Source organism: Vibrio gazogenes (assembly GCF_023920225.1).
Classification (GTDB): domain Bacteria; phylum Pseudomonadota; class Gammaproteobacteria; order Enterobacterales; family Vibrionaceae; genus Vibrio; species Vibrio gazogenes.
Genome location: NZ_CP092587.1, coordinates 280,828 through 301,001, shown reverse-complemented (window position 1 = coordinate 301,001; position 20,174 = coordinate 280,828). Strand labels below are relative to the sequence as shown.

At 46.4% G+C, this 20,174-nt stretch carries 16 protein-coding genes and 2 pseudogenes; 5 read left to right on the top strand and 13 right to left on the bottom strand.

Features of this window, described 5'->3' with window-relative positions; translation table 11 throughout:
- The first annotated feature begins 56 nt into the window (after window positions 1-56).
- On the top strand, window positions 57-1,100 hold the full coding sequence (locus tag MKS89_RS01325; RefSeq protein ID WP_072959153.1) for a CARDB domain-containing protein: 1,044 nt from the start codon (window positions 57-59) through the stop codon (window positions 1,098-1,100).
- Window positions 1,101-1,337: 237 nt separating this feature from the next.
- Window positions 1,338-2,609, top strand: coding sequence for an NAD(P)/FAD-dependent oxidoreductase (locus MKS89_RS01320; RefSeq protein ID WP_072959156.1), 1,272 nt, complete (start codon window positions 1,338-1,340; stop codon window positions 2,607-2,609).
- Between the two features lie 63 nt (window positions 2,610-2,672).
- On the opposite strand, the gene trpS is transcribed toward MKS89_RS01320, so the two are convergent.
- The 11 genes and pseudogenes from trpS to pilM form a co-directional block, all read right to left on the bottom strand.
- A complete protein-coding gene (trpS, locus tag MKS89_RS01315; protein WP_072959159.1) occupies window positions 2,673-3,707 on the bottom strand; it encodes a tryptophan--tRNA ligase in 1,035 nt (344 codons plus the stop codon).
- Between the two features lie 117 nt (window positions 3,708-3,824).
- Window positions 3,825-4,505, bottom strand: coding sequence for a phosphoglycolate phosphatase (locus tag MKS89_RS01310; protein WP_207521967.1), 681 nt, complete (start codon window positions 4,503-4,505; stop codon window positions 3,825-3,827).
- Window positions 4,506-4,600: 95 nt separating this feature from the next.
- Entirely contained in the window at window positions 4,601-5,275 is a 675-nt protein-coding gene (gene rpe / locus MKS89_RS01305) for a ribulose-phosphate 3-epimerase (protein WP_072959164.1), read from the bottom strand.
- 152 nt (window positions 5,276-5,427) lie between these two features.
- On the bottom strand, window positions 5,428-6,264 hold the full coding sequence (locus MKS89_RS01300) for a Dam family site-specific DNA-(adenine-N6)-methyltransferase (protein WP_072959167.1): 837 nt from the start codon (window positions 6,262-6,264) through the stop codon (window positions 5,428-5,430).
- An 80-nt stretch (window positions 6,265-6,344) separates the two neighbouring features.
- Window positions 6,345-7,895 (bottom strand): SPOR domain-containing protein, encoded by a 1,551-nt coding sequence (locus MKS89_RS01295; protein WP_072959169.1) that lies wholly within the window; start codon window positions 7,893-7,895, stop codon window positions 6,345-6,347.
- Between the two features lie 37 nt (window positions 7,896-7,932).
- Window positions 7,933-9,021, bottom strand: coding sequence for a 3-dehydroquinate synthase (gene aroB / locus MKS89_RS01290; protein ID WP_072959171.1), 1,089 nt, complete (start codon window positions 9,019-9,021; stop codon window positions 7,933-7,935).
- Between the two features lie 27 nt (window positions 9,022-9,048).
- A complete protein-coding gene (gene aroK, locus MKS89_RS01285; protein ID WP_021019597.1) occupies window positions 9,049-9,567 on the bottom strand; it encodes a shikimate kinase AroK in 519 nt (172 codons plus the stop codon).
- A 187-nt stretch (window positions 9,568-9,754) separates the two neighbouring features.
- A pseudogene (locus tag MKS89_RS01280) lies at window positions 9,755-10,714 on the bottom strand (type IV pilus secretin PilQ); the annotation flags it as partial.
- A 160-nt stretch (window positions 10,715-10,874) separates the two neighbouring features.
- A complete protein-coding gene (locus tag MKS89_RS01275) occupies window positions 10,875-11,492 on the bottom strand; it encodes a type 4a pilus biogenesis protein PilO (protein ID WP_072959178.1) in 618 nt (205 codons plus the stop codon).
- Complete coding sequence (locus MKS89_RS01270; protein ID WP_072959181.1) at window positions 11,482-12,081, bottom strand: PilN domain-containing protein; 600 nt, start codon at window positions 12,079-12,081, stop codon at window positions 11,482-11,484. The genes MKS89_RS01275 and MKS89_RS01270 overlap by 11 nt, the downstream gene beginning before the upstream one ends.
- Entirely contained in the window at window positions 12,071-12,982 is a 912-nt protein-coding gene (gene pilM / locus MKS89_RS01265; RefSeq protein ID WP_072959184.1) for a type IV pilus biogenesis protein PilM, read from the bottom strand. Before pilM ends, MKS89_RS01270 begins: the two co-directional genes overlap by 11 nt.
- A 270-nt stretch (window positions 12,983-13,252) precedes the next feature.
- Between pilM and MKS89_RS01260 the strand changes: the two genes are divergently transcribed.
- Window positions 13,253-15,850: a penicillin-binding protein 1A gene (locus MKS89_RS01260; protein ID WP_072959187.1), complete on the top strand. Its 2,598-nt coding sequence runs from the start codon at window positions 13,253-13,255 to the stop codon at window positions 15,848-15,850.
- A gap of 222 nt (window positions 15,851-16,072) precedes the next feature.
- Here MKS89_RS01260 and oxyR read toward each other — a convergent pair whose 3' ends face one another.
- Window positions 16,073-16,972 (bottom strand): DNA-binding transcriptional regulator OxyR, encoded by a 900-nt coding sequence (gene oxyR, locus MKS89_RS01255; RefSeq protein WP_072959190.1) that lies wholly within the window; start codon window positions 16,970-16,972, stop codon window positions 16,073-16,075.
- A 157-nt stretch (window positions 16,973-17,129) separates the two neighbouring features.
- On the opposite strand from oxyR, the gene MKS89_RS01250 reads away from it, so the two are divergent.
- Together MKS89_RS01250 and MKS89_RS01245 are read left to right on the top strand one after the other, a co-directional pair.
- The gene (locus MKS89_RS01250) at window positions 17,130-17,873 is read left to right on the top strand and encodes a glutathione peroxidase (RefSeq protein WP_072959192.1); all 744 of its coding nucleotides are present in this window, start codon (window positions 17,130-17,132) and stop codon (window positions 17,871-17,873) included.
- Between the two features lie 312 nt (window positions 17,874-18,185).
- On the top strand, window positions 18,186-18,434 hold the full coding sequence (locus tag MKS89_RS01245; RefSeq protein ID WP_072959195.1) for a DUF3624 domain-containing protein: 249 nt from the start codon (window positions 18,186-18,188) through the stop codon (window positions 18,432-18,434).
- A gap of 298 nt (window positions 18,435-18,732) precedes the next feature.
- Here MKS89_RS01245 and argH read toward each other — a convergent pair.
- Window positions 18,733-20,112: pseudogene (gene argH, locus MKS89_RS01240) on the bottom strand (argininosuccinate lyase); the annotation flags it as partial.
- Between the last annotated feature and the right edge of the window lie 62 nt (window positions 20,113-20,174).

Here is a 20,174-nt window from a genome sequence, read left to right as displayed (position 1 = left end):
TCGCGTCACACCTTACTGACGGAATCATAATAAACATATAGGAATAGGAACTAAGTATGAAACTAGACAAAATAGTCGTTGGCTTTCTCACAACAACAGCGCTTTGTAGTCAAGCAGCTCTCGCCTCAATTTATCCGGGCAACGTCGATATCGTTAACACGGAGCTCCCATACCCGAATCAAAAAACACTTGAAGTGGACTACCACATGTTCGGCTCTGAGATCTTTAATAACGGCAACACCGTTAATTTTGCACTGACACAAGATGGTGGAAACACATTCATTGGTATCGGGCGTGATTTTGCTGATATTTCATGTGGAAGCAGCGGTTTAGGCGGTACAATGCGATGCGTCCCAAGTAGCTCGACACAAACATACAGAGTCAACCTGGATTCTGTGTTAAGTGAACAAAACAAAACCGTATTGGCAAATTCATGTGTCCCTTATGAATTTAAGGTGAAGGCGAGTTACAGTATTTCGAGTGCGCTGAGTATGAATACCGTCAAGATCGGGGGGTTCGGCGCACCGGACTGGCTGGTCTCTTCCGGAAAATTTTCTCCGAACCAAGTCACAGCGGGTGGTCAGGTTGTGATTAATGCAGAGGTGTCATCAGCCAATTGCGCACAAAAAAGCGGTACAGCACCAACACTGGCGGTATATTTGGCTAATGCAAATAAGCAACTTATGTATTTCTACGGAGAAACATCGGTTCTCTTGCCATATGGCTCAAGACACACCATCACCGTCCCGATTCCTTCAGGTTTGACGGCAGGCACTTATTACTTGGTGTTAGTGGTTGACAGAAATAATGTGGTTGCTGAAACCAATGAAAACAATAACGTCGCGACGGGCAAAATTACCGTGCTTAACAGCGCTGTCAGCGGACAAAGTATTGCGCCAGACGCACATCAACAATCAGCCAACACCAGTGGTTCAGTCACCTATTTGAGCAGAACCGATGAAGATAACCAAAACTTCGTTGACCCACAATTACCGGTTACACCCGGCATGAAGGTGCTCAAATCGAAAGATACAAACCAAGACGATCTATTCAACTTCAACAAACTTGATGCCATCGCGTCGCCGGAGCACCAAGAATAATCGACTGATTTAGTCGTCGTCCAAAACCCACGCCAGTCTGAGACTGGCGTTTTTTATTCAAGCATTTATGCCACCCGATTTCAGACTCACCAACATAATGCTCAGTGGCAACAATAAAAAGTGACTCTGTTCCTCAATCATCTGATCTTCTTTCTGTGACGCAGATCTGTCGCACAATTGAAAATATCAGTTATTATTAATTTAGAAATTACTAATATAAAAAGAGAGTAGGTGAAGATGAAAAGGACGATCGTAATTGGTGCAGGATTGGGGGGAATCTCCATCGCATATGAGTTAAAACAGAAACTACCGAAAGATCATGAAATACTGCTGATCAATGAAGGCTCTGAATTTCATTTCATTCCTTCAAATCCTTGGGTCGCCCTCGGCGAACGAACCAGAGATCAGGTAGTACTGGATCTGACACCCTACACAAAGAAATTCAAGATTCCGTTCAATACTTCCGGCGTTGCCCAGATCCATGCTCAGGATAAATGCCTGCAAACTGAAGACGGAACCGAATATGAGTATGACTATTTGGCCATCTGTACTGGTCCGAAGCTGGCATTTGAAGCTGTCCCCGGCGCCGGACCGGAGAATGGTTATACTCAGTCAGTCTGTACGGTTGACCACGCGGTGCGTTCTCACGAAGCGTATCAGCAGCTTATCAAAAACCCGGGACCGGTCATTGTCGGAGCGCTTGAGGGAGCCAGTTGTTTCGGTCCGGGTTATGAATATATCCTCTCGCTTGAAAGTCAGTTGCGTAAACTGAAGATCCGCGATCAGGTGCCGATGACTTTTGTCACGAGCGAACCTTACATCGGCCACATGGGACTCGGTGGTGTCGGGGACTCAAAAGCATTAATGGAACACGAATTCCGAGAGCGAGGTATCCAGTGGATTTGTAATGCGCGCACCACACATTTTGAACCCAATATGGCGCATGTTGAAGAGCTCAACCGCAAAGGCGAAGTCGATTTCGAACATCACTTACCTTTCAGCATGGCAATGTTTTTACCGCCATTCAAAGGCTCTCCTGCGATTGCTAATGTTCCTGACTTATGCAACCCCAAAGGCTTTGTTTTAACTGATGAATATCAGCGTAGCCCGACTTACCCGGAAATCTTTGCCGCCGGTGTTTGCGTTGCGATTCCGCCACTTGAAGAAACCCCCGTGCCTGTCGGCGCACCGAAAACCGGTTTTATGATTGAATCGATGACCAGTGCGATTGTGGAAAATATCCTCAGTATTGAGCGTGGCGAAGCCGTGAAAACCAAGCCATCGATGAATGCTGTTTGTCTGGCCGATATGGGAGATAAAGGAGCCGCGTTTATTGCTCTGCCACAAAACCCGCCACGGAATACCAACTGGACATCGATGGGACAATGGGTTCACATCGCTAAAATCGCTTTCGAGAAATATTTCCTCTATAAAGTGAAAAAAGGCACCAGTGAACCGATTTATGAAAAATATATTATGAAGGCGGCAGGGATCAAACGGACGCAATAAAGTAAAAAAGGCTGCCGATACTGGCAGCCTCTGCATCAACGTCATGGCGATAGAGTGTGATCGCTAAAATGGGGTCACAAAACCAACCGCTTCATAGGCTTTTTTCAAGATTGGCGCGGCTTTTGCCGATGCGGCTTCTGCGCCAGATTTCATTACTTCATTGAGATATCCCAAATCAGCACGAACCCGATGATATTCACTCTGAACAGGTTCCAGCATTGCCACAATCGCTTCACCAACATCTTTCTTGAACGGACCATACATTTCTACCCCCGCATATTTTGCTTCAATGTCAGCAAAACTCATCCCGGTTGCAGCCGAGTACAGCCCCATCAAGTTGGAGATTCCGGCTTTGTTTTCAACATCATGACGAATCCGTGGTGGTGTTTCGGTATCCGTTTGTGCTTTGTTGATCTTCTTGAGAATCGATTTCGGGTCTTCAAGCAACGTGATGACATTCTTGCGGTTATCATCCGACTTCGACATTTTCTTCGTCGCATCCTGAAGACTCATCACCCGGGCATTCACTTTCGGAATGTAAGGCTCAGGCACCGTGAAAATCGGTTGCTCGGGGCTGTAAATGTTATTAAAGCGAATCGCAATATCGCGAGCCAGCTCAAGATGCTGTTTCTGGTCATTTCCGACCGGGACCTGATGGGTACCATATAAAAGAATATCGGCGGCCATCAAGACTGGATAGTCAAACAGTCCGGCATTGACATCATTTGCATAGCGTGCAGATTTATCCTTGAACTGAGTCATTCGACTCAACTCACCCATCTGGGTATAACAATTGAGAAGCCAACTGAGCTGGGCATGAGCAGAGACGTGAGACTGAACGAATAATGTGCTTTTCTTGGGGTCAATGCCAACTGCAAGACAGATCGACAGAGCATCGAGGGTTGCTTCATGCAACGCTTTAGGATCCTGACGTACGGTAATCGCATGAAGATCAACAATGCAATACTGACAGTTGTATTCATCTTGCATCTGATGCCATTGACGAAGCGCACCCAAGTAGTTACCAATACTGAGTTCACCGGAAGGTTGAACACCACTAAAGACGATCGGTTTGTCCGAGGCGAGGGAGTTGCTCATGAAAAATTCCTTTGACTTCATCAAAATTAAAGAGAAACCGTGTGATTGTTCTGCAAACAGTCACACGGTTTACTCAGTGTACTCATCAGGAAGTATTTTTCTAGATATTTATCGCATTCATGCCGAAACAAGAACAATATCGAGCAATTGACTGATTTGATCCGCGACATAATCGGGATTTGAATCCGCAATTGGCTCACCATGGTTGTAGCCGTATGTCAGACCAAATGAACGGCATCCGGCACGCTGAGCCGCCAGAATATCGTTCTTGGAGTCACCGACCATCAGCATCTGCTGGGGCTGGCAGTTATTAGTTGCGAGTAGCCATTCAAGCGCCATTGGATCGGGTTTCTTTTTCTCAAAGCGGTCACCACCAATCACTTCCTTAAAATAGTGGGCGATCTGATGCTGTTGCAGAATATCCGGCACAAACTTCGACGGCTTATTGGTTGCAATTGCCATTGTAAATCCGGCCTGATGTAGTTGTTCAAGTGTTTCTTTGACACCCGGATACAAATGACTGAGGCGATGACCCGTCGCAGCATAATATGCATCAAACCGTTTTCTGGCATCTTGCATCAGTTCCGGGCTCAACGATGGATCCACGGTTAAACTCTGACTTAAAGCACGCCCCATCAACACATCAGCGCCATTGCCAACATAATCACGAACCTGTGCTTCAGACACCCCGGGATAACCCAACGCACGAACCGTTTGATCCACTGCAACAGCGAGATCGGGAACACTGTCTAACAACGTGCCATCCAGATCAAAGGCAATCAATTGAATCTGCTCAATAGACATCACATATACTCTCTATTTGATTTTTTATATGGGGGATTCAGCATGATCACACCAGAGTGAACCCACCCGTATTCAATAACAACGACAAATCACCGCTTGACCTGTGCCAGCTCTGCACGCATTGCATCAATTACTTGCTGGTAGTCAGGCTGACCAAAAATAGCGGAACCCGCCACAAACATATCAGCACCGGCTTCAGCAATTTCACGGATATTATCCACTTTGACCCCGCCATCAATTTCCAGACGAATTTGACATCCGGAAGCATTAATACGTTCACGAACGGCATTGAGTTTATCCAGTGTATGTGGAATGAAAGACTGACCGCCGAATCCGGGGTTCACAGACATCAGCAGGATCAGATCAACCTTATCCATCAGATAATCCAGATGAGTCAGCGGCGTCGCCGGATTCAGTACAACACCGGCCTGACAACCATGCGATTTGATCAGTTGCAACGTTCGATCAACATGCTCAGAGGCTTCGACATGAAAAGTAATCATTGATGCACCCGCTTCGGCAAAATCCGGAATGAGACGATCAACCGGTTTGACCATCAAATGGACATCAATCGGTGCCGTTACACCATAGTCTCGTAATGCTTTGCAAACCGGTGCACCAAACGTTAAATTCGGCACGTAATGGTTGTCCATGACATCAAAATGAATCACATCTGCGCCAGCGTTGAGAACATCAACAACATCCTCTCCTAAACGGGCTAAATCAGCAGAAAGGATGGAAGGGGCAATCAAAAAGTCTTTCATAAAGCAGGCCTCTGTGAGCTTAGGAATAGTTGGCAAGACGAACCATTCTACAGAAGCCATTGCTCGGATCCTAGCCTGTGTTGCGCTTTGATACTATTTTTGCGGCCTATAGAGGGAATCGTCAACTCAATCAAGTCTGCCTCAAAGGCTGACTATTCGGATCGTGGGGTTGAACGACCATCAAATAACGCGAGCAGTTCATCCACTTTATTCCGACCGGCTCCATTCCGGCTGATAGTTCGTTTCACCTTCACAACATTGAGTTTTGCACCGTGGTACAACCGTCGGGTCAAAATCGTATCATGATTAGAAATGAGTACCGATATCCCCCGCTCATTCGCAGTTTTCTCGGCAATATCAGCCAGCGCAGCCTGATCATCAAGTGAAAAGCCACCACCGGTATAAGAGGTAAAATTCGCAGTATGAGACAACGGCGCATACGGTGGATCGCAATAAATCACACTGACATGGTCCGCCTGTTCGAAGCTATCCCAATAATTGGTACAGACAAATGTTGCTTTCTGAGCTTTCTCAGCAAAGAACTCTAGTTCCGCTTCAGGGAAATAAGGTTTTTTGTAGGAACCAAACGGGACATTGAATCCGCCTTTTTTGTTATAACGACACAAGCCGTTAAAACCAAAACGATTCATATACAAGAATGCCAACGAGCGATACATCACTTCATCGGTCTGATTAAACTGCTGCCGAACCGACAGATAAACTTCTTTCCGGTTATTTTCGGCAATGAACCACCGTTTAGCTTCTGTAATATAATGCTCGGGCCGCTCTTTCAGCAGATTGTATAAATTGATCAGGTCTGGATTGATATCAGCCAGAACATAATGCTCGTAATCGGTATTGAGAAAAATAGAACCAGCACCGACAAAGGGCTCTACTAAAGTTTGAGCGGCCGGTAAATGGCGTCGGATATCATCAACCAATCCATATTTTCCGCCAGCCCACTTCAGAAAGGCGCGATTCTTTTTCATCTATTGCTCTATCTATCCACCACAATCAACAAGGCTGCGAAATCTAACATATTTTCACTTTATCCCCAAGAGAACCCGTACTATTTCACTCGTTCAATCTCTCGGTGTACTTGTCTGAGAGATTTTGCCCAGGGTCCGAGAGCCTGAATCGGACGAGGGAGTGTCGCGACAGCATCACGAGCCATCTGAATCGTGGGATAATTTTGGTATGTCACAATATACCAGTTGACCTGATCCCGAATCGTCGGATAGACATAAACCTGATTCTGTAAGCGATGACGTTGAATAAAGTCTTCAACTTCTTGGAGCGAATTAAATGCGGCAAGCTGCAAGGTATAACTACGATTAGACATCGCGTTTAATGCCGCGGTGGTATAGGAAAATGAGTAACCGGGCAAGGATTGCGAACGGTTTGATTTGGATTGTTCTGCGGTTGAAGACTCTCCGCTCTGCTCAGCACCAGCCGAGGCTTGCTGAGGCTCGCTTATCGTAGCAGACTCATCTGATTCTGGGGCAACCTGACGGGCAACATCCGTGAGTTGTTTGGTATCAACCGATTCAGCTTTGCCATCCATCAATGCATCAACAACTTCTGAAGAAATCACAACCCGTTGTCCCTTATCATCCTCGCCAACCCGATCAGAATCAGAAGTCACCGCCGGAGGGAGCGCATTAGAATCATCATTGACGCCATTCGGTGATGACTCGATGGCATTATCACCGGACACATCGGATGAATCAGACGCTGTTGTGCTCTCTTTGGTATGACCAGTCAAGGCCGGGATCACCGTCTGTTCTTTTGTCGCGGTATCATTTGCAACCATATTATCCAACACACGCTCAGGCGCTTGTTCTTCAGATAACATCCACCAATAACCGCCACCGAGAATCACAGCAATTAACAATATCAGTGCCGCGATCTTAACCGGAGACCCGACTATTGAGCGAATCACAATCCGCTTTTCCATCTTCTTCTCTCCTAATGCGATGATATCACCCGGTGTTTTATTCACCTTACTATACGCATGGCGAACCCTTTTCTCCATTTTATCGTCGATAAAACGAATCACCAGATATTCGAACAGACGATCAGCGTCATCTTGAGAAAGCCGCTCAATCTCCAAATCAACCGGTTTATGCTCCTGACCATACCCAATCCGAGTGAGCAAAGGATCAAGTACCCGAGGAAGCGCAAAGAAGATCACATTGATTGACCATTGCGGCTTATCCTGCGCCTCAAGCACGAGCATCCACAGTTCCGAAACCAGATTTTCAGACAGACGCTGTGCATTATCGACCACAATCACAATATTACAGGGTTCATCATCAAATACGGCCGTCAGATTATCGACCAAGGTATCATCGGGACTAAAACGTGCGTGAGAATCGATCTGTGTCAGAATCGTCATACGATGCTGACGATCATCCTGATTTGGATAACACAGCAAGAGCGACTGATTCTTATCCTCTGCCCATGCTTCCAGATAACGTTGTGCAAGCCACGTTTTACCGGCTCCGGGTTCACCGGAAACCGTCACCAGATTTGAACCGAAATGTGTCAGTAATCTCAGCCGTTCTAACAAATCGACCTGAGACTGTAATTCCAACACTCGCCCGTGTGCTGCACTCATGAAATCATCCTACTCAGAAGCATGAAAGACTGTTGAATTATACTGTACGACAGAAATCGATCGCCTGCTCAATCGTTGACTCAGGAATATCCTTCAACACTTCGGCCGTTCCGATGCCGGTTGGGAGAACCAACCTTAATGTCCCGGCCAGAACCTTTTTATCCCGCATCATATGGGTCATGAAATCAGAGAAAGACATGCCGTCCGGGGTTTGTACAGGCAGTTTTGCTGCTTTGAGGAGCGTGACAATCCGTAAGAACTGGGCGTCAGAAATTAAGCCATGTAATTGTGCAGTCTTCGCCGCCATCACGGTTCCGGATGAAACCGCTTCACCATGAAGCCACTGTCCATATCCCAGATGCGCTTCAATGGCATGACCAAACGTATGACCTAAATTGAGTAATGCTCGGATACCGGCTTCTTTTTCATCCTGAGCGACCACTTCCGCTTTAATCTCACAACAACGCGCGATTGCATAAGTTAGCGCAGACTGATCCAGTGCATACAGTTTATCAAGATTGGTTTCAAGCCAGTCGAAAAATTCAGCATCATAAATAATGCCGTATTTGATAACTTCTGCCATTCCGGCTGCAAATTCCCGCTCGGGCAGCGTTGCCAGACAATCAGTGTCAATAATCACTGAACGCGGTTGATAGAATGCACCGATCATATTCTTACCCAGCGGATGATTCACCGCTGTTTTGCCGCCCACCGAAGAATCAACTTGAGACAAGAGCGTTGTGGGTATTTGAATAAAATCAACACCGCGTTGGTAACATGAGGCGGCAAAACCAACCAGATCACCGATCACACCACCACCGAGCGCAACAATCACAATATCTCGCCCAAGATTATGCTCAAGCAGAAATGTCATGACCGTATCAAAAGTATTCAGATTTTTGTATTGCTCTCCATCGGGTAGTGACAACAGATAAGTCTGACAACCGATATCGTTCAATAACTGCGTGATTCTATCAGCATAAAGCGGGGCAACGGTCACGTTGCTAACTAAGACCACCTTTTGCTGAGGGGAAAGAAAAGAAAGAAGCGCCGGATTTTGAAATAATCCGGCTCCGATTGAAATGGGGTAACTACGCTCACCTAGACTGACCGTAATCTGCGCCATGGTTGCACTCCGCAAAAATAAAAAAACCTATTGTTCTTCTAACATTTTTACGATCTGATTGGCTACCACTTTTGCACTTTGATCATCAGTTTTCACAGTAATATCCGCAATTTCTTCATAAAGCGGATTACGTTCCTCAGCCAAAGCTTCTAAAACTTCGCGTGGCTGTTCCGTTTGCAGAAGCGGACGCTTTTTATCACGACTGGTACGAGCTAACTGTTTCTCAATTGTCGTTTCGAGATAAACGACAACGCCCCGGGCAGAAAGACGATTACGATTTTCTTTGCTTTTGACTGATCCACCGCCTGTTGCCAGAACGATGCCTTGTTGTTCAGTCAGATCATGGATGACAGTTTCTTCACGTTTACGGAAACCGTCTTCTCCTTCAACATCAAATACCCAAGCAATATCTGCCCCCGTCCGTTCTTCAATAACGGAGTCAGAATCTACAAATTCCATATGAAGTTGCTGTGCTAGATATCTACCGATAGTACTTTTGCCGGCCCCCATAGGACCAACAAGGATAATATTACGTTTTTCAGCCATGTTTAGCAGTAATTAACAACATTAATTCAATGACATCGCCACAAGTGAATTCAAGGTATAGCAAGGGATGAATCAGCTTCGTGGCACCAATTCCTCACAGACATTTCGTGATAAGACCCGAAATTATCTAGATCTGAGTGCCTGAATGCAACCTTATTTTTAGGCGATCTGAAAAAAGCGGACTAACTCATTGAATCACAACCCGAGGCGTGACAAAAATAAGCAGCTCGTTCTTATCCGTCTTTTGATAATTACGCTGAAACAGTTTGCCTAATAGTGGTAATTCCCCTAACACGGGCACTTTATCAACGCGATATATTTGGGTTTTCTGATAAATTCCCCCAAGAACAACCGTTTCTCCGTCATTGACTAACACTTGGGTGCCAATTCTTTGCGTTGTGATCGCAACGGCTTCGCCAGAACCGGTTTTAACCACCTCTCCGGGACGATCTTGTGTCACTCGCAAATCCAGCAACATATGATGGTCCGGTGTAATTGTCGGGGTCACTTCCAGACTTAAAACCGCTTTTTTAAACGCAATGGTTGTCTCATCATCCGAACTCGACTCCTGATATGGGATTTCAGTACCTTGTTCGATAAATGCAGATTGATGGTTTGTGGTTAACAGACTCGGACTGGAAATAATTTCAGCACGAGACTCACTCTGTAATGCCGATAATTCCAAATCCAGTAAAGTGCCGGATCCCAATTTAGCCAACTGAAAAGCAATTGATGAGGCATTACCGGACGTGCTTGGCAAATTAATATTCATAAAGTCGGTCACCGATGGTGATTCGGTTGCCCCATCACCTGTCGCGTGGAACTGTTCGATATGACTTCCGACGGCAAAATGCCCTTGTTGCAGCCCGACGCCCCAACGCACGCCAAGCTCATCGAGTGCGCCTTCACTGACAATCACAATCCTTGCTTCAATTCTGACCTGTTTCACGGGGATATCGAGCGCCTGAATCATGCTGCGAATCGATGCCAGATGATCCGGTGTATCACGAATAATCAGCGCGTTGGTTCGAGGTTCAACGCGAACCAATCCATATTCGGACAGTAGTCCTGGTTTTTCGCCACCTTCAAGCAATGGTAGTAAGTCCGCAGTTTTCGCATACTGAATCGGAATGAATGCTGTCTCCAGCTTCGGCTGCGATGTATTGGGTGTACCTCCGGGCGCGATACCGGATTGCACCATCGTCGGCACATCAAACGGATCAATCGTCGGTTGGGCGGAGACTTGAACACACACTCCCCATAGAATGCCCCCGCTCACCCTGATGGCTGATAACACACCCCGATAACTATTTTGACTCATGTTGATCATGTCCTTCTGTGTGATGACCGATACTGTGGCCTGCTTTCAGTTGATATAGAAATCCGGTTGCAACAACCTCGATGCCACGCTGCAACGGTGACTCTCTTTTCCAGCGGATCGGTTGAAACACCACACCGACAGACTGTTGCTCAATGGCCCGCATGAAGTTCAGAATATCTGGAAACAGACCACTCAACCTGATCTCGAAAACATCCGCGTCATAGCCATAAAGTTGTTGCGGCGTTTTCCATACGATGTGTCGCAGGCGGATATGCTGTTGCGCTGCAACCTGTTCAATTTGTTTGACCCACACTGAAGAATCAGGTACTTGTGTCATTCGGGCCATGGTTTGCTCCAGTTTGTGCTGAATCGTATCCCACCCCGCTTGCTGCCGGTGAAAATCATCCAATTGTTGCGCGTTCATCTCCTTTTGCTGAGACAGAGCATTCAGATGAGTCGGATATTGCAGTAAAACTTGATATCGGCTTTGCCAAAACAATAGATAACTGAACCCAGTGAGTACCACAAAAACCACCGCTATGATTCCGACATGTTGCAGCGTCGAAGCATTCAACATCCAGCGCCGGAGAGAGTCAGTGAACATCAAGGCGCTCCTCTTTTTCAATCGCAGAGACTAAATCACCGATACTTGAACTCATCACCAAACGCAGTTGAAACGCATTAAATTTACTCCCCCAATCGGGTGTTTGATCCGTGACGGACAGAATATCCAACTGCTCAATCGATGAGGCTCGCCTGAGCCGCTGAATAAAATGGTTCATCGCTGTCGGATGACGACTCAGTCCTTGTATAACAACCTGTTGATCTACCAAGCGAATCTCGTCCAGATAGATGCCACTGGGAACGACCGAGACCAATATGGACATAAGCGTCTGCGGTAACTGACTATGTGCTATCCACTGTTCTGCATAAGCTAGTCTCCGCTGATCCTGCTGCGCATGTTGCTGTCGCAATTCCCACTCACGCAGACGCTGCTGCTGTTCATTGAGTTGTGCGTTAAACTGTTGCTCCGAGTGTTGCCAGTACGTTTGCTGTTTGTGCCATTCAAAGCAAAAAATACTTTGTACCACCAGCCACAGACATCCGCCGAAAAGCCACATGCCATACAAAAACCGTTTACGTCGATATAATTGGCTTTGCCGCCAATCCATTAAATTCAGTTCATGCAGCATAGCCGGCCTCCAATGCCATCAGTCCACGCAACGCACTACCGGCAGCCAAAGGAATAAAAGGTGAGAGATGTGCAGGTATTGACACTGATGTATCAAAAACCGATCCGGCCTCCAAGTGCTCGATCGGCCCTTGAAATTGCTGACATAAACTCTGTGATAGCATCTGGTACATGCTCGGTGAACCGTTGACCCATATCCCGTTCAGCAAGGCTGCCGGATACAATGACATAAACCGTTGGACCTCTTGTAGCACCAGAGTGTGTGCGGCATCGAACGCCTGTGAGGAAAAAGGAAACTGACGATAAAAACTCAGTTCATCGGTGATAAATCCAATCGCAATAATATCTTCACCGATATCAATCAGTAGCCATCTCTGACGTTGAGCACGGCACATCGATTCCAGCAAGAATTGAAGAAAAGCCTGTTTCTCCGTATCAATCAACACGGGTTTTAATCCGGCGCGACAAAGCGCTTGCAGACGGCTTTCTACCACTTCTTTTTTCGCAGCATAAACCTGATAACCCGTTTCAAGCGGGACATAATCTAAATAAACGGATGTACCGGAGAGGCCGGTTTTCTCTGAAAAAGCTTGGGCAATTAACCACGGCGCCAAACTTTTATCATAATCACCGATTGAGGGTTCGACGGTTTTGGTCATCACCGCGAGGTCAGGCATCGAAATCGCAACACGATTTTGCAAAAAAGGTAATCTCTTTCTGATTTCGGCAAGTTTATTGACAATGCTCTGATAATCGATGACCTCATTCTCGGAGAAAATGCCATCAGGTACAGACAGTGTTTCACAGTCAAGTAATGACACGATGTTATGTTGGCGTTTCAAAGTAACGGTAGTCATACGGTGACGGCGGATATCAATTCCCGTTACGATACGTTTTCTCATACAGACTCCAGTCGTTCAATACTGTTCAAATCGCCGATTGGTAGTACAATAAGCGTTCATTTTGCGATAGCGCCAAAATGGCGGGATGATAAAAGATAAGACGACAGGTTTACTGCGTTATATTTTTTAACAACCAATATTTTGAGTCGTGTAGACTCTTCTCAACAGGTCTATCTTGAAATGAAACGTTAAGCGATCAGTTTCTTAGAGAAAATAGCGAAAATTAGATCGGATGACATGCGTTCAATCCGACCAAACAGGGATTATCCGGTGAAGTTCATAAAGCGATTATTTTTATTTTCATTAATTTGCATGGTTTTAGGGGTGAGTACAATTTTTGGGTTTTACTACTATGTCAAACCGGAATTGCCTGATGTTGCGACCTTAAAAGATGTTCAGCTTCAAACACCGATGCAGGTTTTCAGTAAAGATGGAAAACTGATTGCTCAGTTTGGAGAAAAGCGCCGGATTCCACTCAAACTCAGTGACATTCCACCGGATTTGATCCATGCATTTCTGGCAACGGAAGATAACCGCTTTTATGAGCATTATGGGTTTGATCCCATCGGTATCACCCGCGCGGCATTTGCCGTGATACTTTCCGGGAGTGCATCTCAAGGTGCAAGTACCATTACTCAGCAACTTGCCCGTAATTTCTTCCTGACCAATGAGAAGAAAATAATGCGCAAGATAAAAGAGATTTTTATTGCGGTTCATATTGAACAGTTGCTCACCAAAGACGAAATCCTTGAACTGTATCTGAACAAAATCTATCTGGGCTATCGCTCTTATGGGGTTGGCGCGGCAGCACAAGTCTATTTCGGTAAAAACGTCAAAGACCTCACGCTTGGTGAAATGGCAATGATTGCCGGATTACCGAAAGCCCCATCGACGATGAACCCTATCTACTCACTCTCCCGTGCAACTCACCGCCGTAATGTTGTCCTGATGCGGATGCTGGATGAGCATTACATTACGCAGGAGCAATACGACTCGGCAAAAGCTGAACCGTTGATCGCGCGATATCATGTGGCTGAAATTGAGGTCAATGCACCATATGTGGCTGAACTCGCACGAGCCTGGATGGTTGAGCATTATGGTGAAAACGCCTATACATCAGGGATGAGAGTCACCACGACGATCCAATCTGATCTGCAAGATGCCGCACACAAATCGGCCATTGATAACTTGATCGACTACGATCAACGTCATGGTTATCGGGGTGCCCAAAAAGTGTTGTGGAAGACGGATCAACCGGCCTTTACCCAAGAACAGATGGACGAGTACCTCACAGAACAACCTGTCTATGATGATATGTACCCTGCCATTGTGACGCATGTTGACCAACAATCGGCAACAATCTGGGTCAAGAATCACGGCGCGCAAACCATTCCTTGGGATGGCATGAAATGGGCCCGGCGTTTTATTACCGATGATCGGCAAGGAGACGCGCCGACAAACGCTCATGAAATCATGGCAGCCGGTGAACAAATCTGGGTGAGAAAGCGCGATGATACTCAGGACGAAAACCAACCGATTTGGCATCTCAGTCAGGTTCCCAATGCGAATACGGCTTTTGTGGCCATGAATCCTGAAGATGGTGCCGTGCTTGCGCTGGTTGGCGGCTTTAATTTCATTCATAGTAAATTTAACCGTGTCACCCAATCCATCCGTCAGGTTGGCTCGGGGATTAAACCATTCATCTACTCATCCGCCATCGAGGATGGTCTGACGCTGGCAACGCTGGTGAATGATGCGCCGATTAACAAATGGGATCAGAGTCAGGGAACCGCATGGCGTCCTAAAAATTCGCCGCCGTCTTACCGCGGGCCGACACGGCTACGAATTGGTTTAGCCCAGTCGAAAAACGTCATGGCAATCCGCGTGCTCAGAGCCGTGGGTCTGGAACGTGTTCGGCACTACTTGACCCGCTTTGGCTTCGATCCGGATAACCTGCCTCATTCAGAAACCATTGCGTTGGGTGCCGGTAGCCTGAGCCCGCTGAAACTGGTTCAGGGCTATTCAGTATTTGCCAACGGTGGTTATAGTGTTGATGCCTATTACATTGATCATGTTGAAGATCCTTTCGGGACACTGGTCTATCGATCAACACCAAAAATCGTCTGTCATGACCAATGTCCCGATCAGGACAGCGACGAGATACAAAATCAAGATCAGCACTATAGCGCCCAGCAAGAAGACGATGAGCAAGGAATTCAGGCCCCTATTCATCAAGATAATGCTTATGGCGACACTAGTGCGCCGCGCTTTAATGAACATTCGGCAGACGTCCAATATGCCCCACGCGTTATCTCTGAACAGAATGCATTTTTGGTTCGGGAAATGATGTATAGCAATATTTGGGGGGGCGGAAACTGGCGTGAAGGAACCGGATGGAATGGAACCGGATGGCGCGCTCAAAAGCTTAAACGCCGAGATATCGGTGGAAAAACCGGGACAACCAACGATTCGAAAGATGCTTGGTATAACGGCTTTGCACCGGGGATCGTTGCCAGTGCCTGGGTCGGCTTTGACAGCCATAACCGGGACTTAGGCCGTACCACCAAAAACCCGAATCTCGACAACGTACCGATTAGCGGTGGCGAATCAGGTGCCAAAACGGCAGAACCGGCTTGGATCGATTTCATGGCTCATGCACTCAATGATGTCCCGCCGCACCAGAAGGTCATCCCAAAACATATTGTTCAGGTCAGAATTGATCGGGACACCGGACTGTTAACCACAAAAACGGATGGCAGTGCAATGTTCGAATACTTTATTCAGGGGACCGAACCGAAAGAATATGTGCAGGATTCGGTTACAAATAGCCTGTACTCCTCACCCAATGGTGGTGAAGAGCTGTTTTAATGTGGCAGAGACCACTTCGACATAAAAAGTGGTTTTCTCTAGGGGTTGTTGACCTTTCGTGATGGTTTTTGCAGCAATTTGTCGTGCATTTAGTCAAGGCAGGTCATGTGAAGTGTAGCGATCTACATGAACCATGAAAGGTCAACAGTCCCTTGTGCTCAACTACAAAAAAAGCGGAGGTCACTCCGCTTTTTTATTTGATGATGTTCTCTTGATTCGACGTCAGTTCAATTCACTAAGCCGTTGACGAATCATAGTAGCCAGTGTCTCAAACCGTTGTCTGAGTGGCGAACCGGGTCGATAAACCAACACTAAGGTTCGACTTGGTACGGGATTAAATGCTTTCAGATAGCAAACACCATCTTTTTCTCGGCATCCGGGCAAAGAGAGCTCCGGCAATAATGTCATGCCGCTGCCAGCCGCCACCATATTGCGTAATGTTTCTAAGCTGGTTGCCTTAAAACGTTCATCATCTTTTGCACCGGCCGCAAAACAAAATCCCAACGCCTGATCACGTAAGCAATGTCCGTCGCCCAACATCAGTACAGTTTGTCCTTTGAGATTAGACATATCCAATTCCAGTTGTTCGCTCTTTGCCCACGGATGGTCAACAGGCACAGCAAGGCTCATCGGTTCATTGTAAAGCTCAATTTCTTTAAATGGCTTCGTTTCCTCAACTGCTGCCAGTACAAGGCAGTCCAATTTACCATCTTCCAACTGTCGGACTAACTGGCTTGTCTGAGCCTCATGCAAATATAATTCTAAATCAGGAAAATTCGTTTTCAGAGACGGGACAATACGAGGCAATAGATAAGGGCCAACCGTCGGGATGAAGCCGATATGCATCGGACCACTCATCTCATCCCCCTGTCCGCTCGCCATATCTTTGAATGTTTTAATCTCTTTCAGAATATTTTTTGCCTGTTCAACTAACTGTAATCCGGCGTCAGTAAACAGCACCCGACGGCTGCTCCGCTCTAACAATACCGTTCCCAGTTCATCTTCCAGTTTACGAATCTGACCACTGAGTGTCGGCTGACTGACAAAACACGCTTCAGCCGCTTTACGAAAATGACGGTGCTCAGCTAAAGAAACCAAGTATTCAAAATCTCGGATATTCATTCCATCCCCCAATAGATTGCATCTATCAAAACCATAGCATCAAACGATTAGAGCTATCAAAGGTTTTTTTGAATAATGAACACATCAAAACAAAAACAAGTGCCAGACACTTGATTATAAAATCGAAAATACATTTGAACTTAAAAGGACACCCAGTATGTTGACATCTAAAAAAGGCCAACCCGTTCCACAAGTCACCTTTCCGACGCGCCAAGGGGATCAGTGGGTCAATGTAACCACTGATGAATTATTCAAAGGAAAAACAGTCATTGTGTTTAGTCTTCCCGGAGCATTTACACCAACATGTTCTTCAAGTCATTTACCGCGATACAATGAGCTGTTTTCTGTCTTTCAAGAACATGGCGTTGATGAAATTTTGTGTGTCTCGGTCAACGATACATTCGTTATGAATGCATGGAAACACGATCAGGAAGCCGACAACATTACCTTCATTCCTGACGGTAATGGTGAGTTTACCGACGGTATGGGCATGTTAGTCAATAAACACGATCTTGGTTTTGGTCAACGCTCATGGCGTTACAGCATGCTGGTCAAAGATGGTATCGTCGAAGAGATGTTTATTGAACCGAATGAACCCGGCGACCCATTCAAAGTCTCCGATGCCGATACCATGTTGAAACATATTTCTCCGGGACATCAGCTTCAAGAATCGATCACCATCTTTACCAAACCGGGCTGCCCATTCTGTGTCAAAGCGAAACAGACCCTGATTGACCAAGGTATGCAATATGAAGAAGTCGTTTTAGGTAAAGATGCAACAACGGTCAGCCTGCGTGCGATTACCGGCCGCTCAACGGTGCCTCAAGTTTACATTGGTGGTAAACATATTGGTGGAAGTGAAGAGCTGGATATCTACTTTCGCGAATTAGCCACAAACTAAAATACAAACCTCTGGGTAACCCAGAGGTCTGACTCAAAACCAATTACAATAGGCATGTCTGCCACTTACTTAGCATCCAAACTGCCTGAATTTTGCTTGTATTAACTCGCTTTATCTCGGGAGTTGAGTCAAGGTTAATGTCCATAACGTTGGCTCCGTTTCGGTGTGTTACTGCCGTTTGAATCGACAGTAATTCATTTCGACTCTGGTTCTCTTATTCCCCCAAAAAAGTGAACCAGAGTAATTTTTTTGCTTGATTCCCCTCATATCCTCACCTACGCTTGCCTTTTATTGACTCAATAAACGCTTTCGATGACTTGTAACAACTGTGAATCAGGCTGGTTCTGGAAAAAGATAGGTCGCTGTCAGCGCTGTATGAATCAGTTAAGTGTGCTCTGTCTTTTATTCTGGGGGAGCTGGCTACTCTGGGGAATGCACCACACCAAATCGGTTGAAGGGATAGCGCTGATCTGTTTTGGGCTGGCGGTCCATCTGTTGCTCTGCCTACACTTGTGGATGAAGTTTGTCATTCTGCCATTACGCAAAAGCAAACCGCATTAAGCCAAACATAAATGGACAAGCGTTTATCATCGATAACCTTCGTCCCCGCAGCCCGATCTACCGGAAAGAAAGTCTACCGGAAAGAAAAAGCCCCAAGACCAAAATCAGTCTCGGGGCCTCTTAGATTCATCTAAGAAAAAGCAGTGGTATAAAAGTAGACCCTGCCTTTTTTAATTGGTTCCAAAAAAATCGATCTTTTTTGATCATTCGTTCGCGGTGGCTCACCAGAGCTGATTTGATGAGCCATTCACATCCGATATCAGCTCAAATCACTGACCATCAAGAACCGTAATGTTTAATCCTTATCACTCAAACGTTGTTGCGCCTGTTCAATCGCATGAGCCACTTGATTTGGCGAAACACCACCTAAAGCACAGCGCTGTTTCAGGCAAGAATCAATCGTCAACGTTCCGTAGACATCTTCATCAATAACAGCGGAGAATTCCCGGAGCTCATCCAGAGACAACTCTTCCAGCGCACAACCTTTGGCAATCGCACCGACGACTGCGACGCCGACAATATGGTGTGCTTCACGGAATGGAATCCCTTTCGCAACAAGATAATCCGCCAGCTCGGTTGCGTTCGCGTAGCCTTGTTTTGCAGCTTCTAACGTCCGTTCGCCGTTGATTTGAATGCCTTCAAAGCAAAGTGCAGTCATCTCGATACAGTCATACCAGGTATCCAATGCATCAAACAGACCTTCTTTGTCTTCCTGCATGTCTTTATTGTATGCCAGCGGCAATGCCTTCACGGTCATCATCATGCCAGCCAGTGCGCCATAAACACGGCCTGTTTTACCGCGAATCAATTCCAGTGCATCCGGATTTTTCTTCTGTGGCATCAGTGAAGATCCTGACGTCACGGTATCCGCGAGTTCAATAAACCCGGCTTCGCCCGAATTATAGAAAATCAGGTCTTCTGCCAGACGAGACAAATGCAGCATCGAGATCGACGCAACTGACATCAACTCCATGACATGATCCCGATCGGAGACGGCGTCTAAAGAGTTACGGGTTGCACGTTGAAAATCCAGCGATTGGGCCAATTGCTCACGATCAATCGCATAGGCTGTCCCCGCTAAAGCACCCGAGCCCAATGGGCAAGTATTCAGACGTTGCAGCGCATCTTGCAAACGTGAACTATCCCGCTCGAACATCTCCAAGTACGCCAAACACCAATGTGCAAATGTAACCGGCTGAGCACGTTGTAAGTGGGTATATCCCGGCAGTACTGTGGTTTGATTCGCTTGGGCAACCTCAACCATTTTGTGCTGCAAACGCTGTAGTGCATCAAGTAATACTTCTCCCTGAGCACGACACCACAGTTTCAAATCGGTCGCCACCTGATCGTTTCTCGAACGACCGGTATGTAATTTTTTGCCCAGATCGCCAACCCGATCAATCAACTGCTGTTCAACCCATGAATGGATATCTTCAGCATCTGAACGCAAAATCTGTTCTGGGTCTGCAACCACAGCGGCTTTTAACTCATTGAGCGCCGCTTCTAACTTCTGTTGCTCTTCTTGTGTCAGCACATTGACGGATAATAATGCTTTCGACCAAGCCACTGAACCGACAATATCCTGCTCGGCCAGACGGTAGTCAAAACGAAGAGAATCATTAAAGTCTTTAAATCTTGTATCTGCTGCCTGAGTAAACCGACCACCCCATAATGCCATTTCATCTCTCCTGCCATTTACATCTTTATTAAAGAGAAAAGGGATCCGGACCAAAGTCCGGA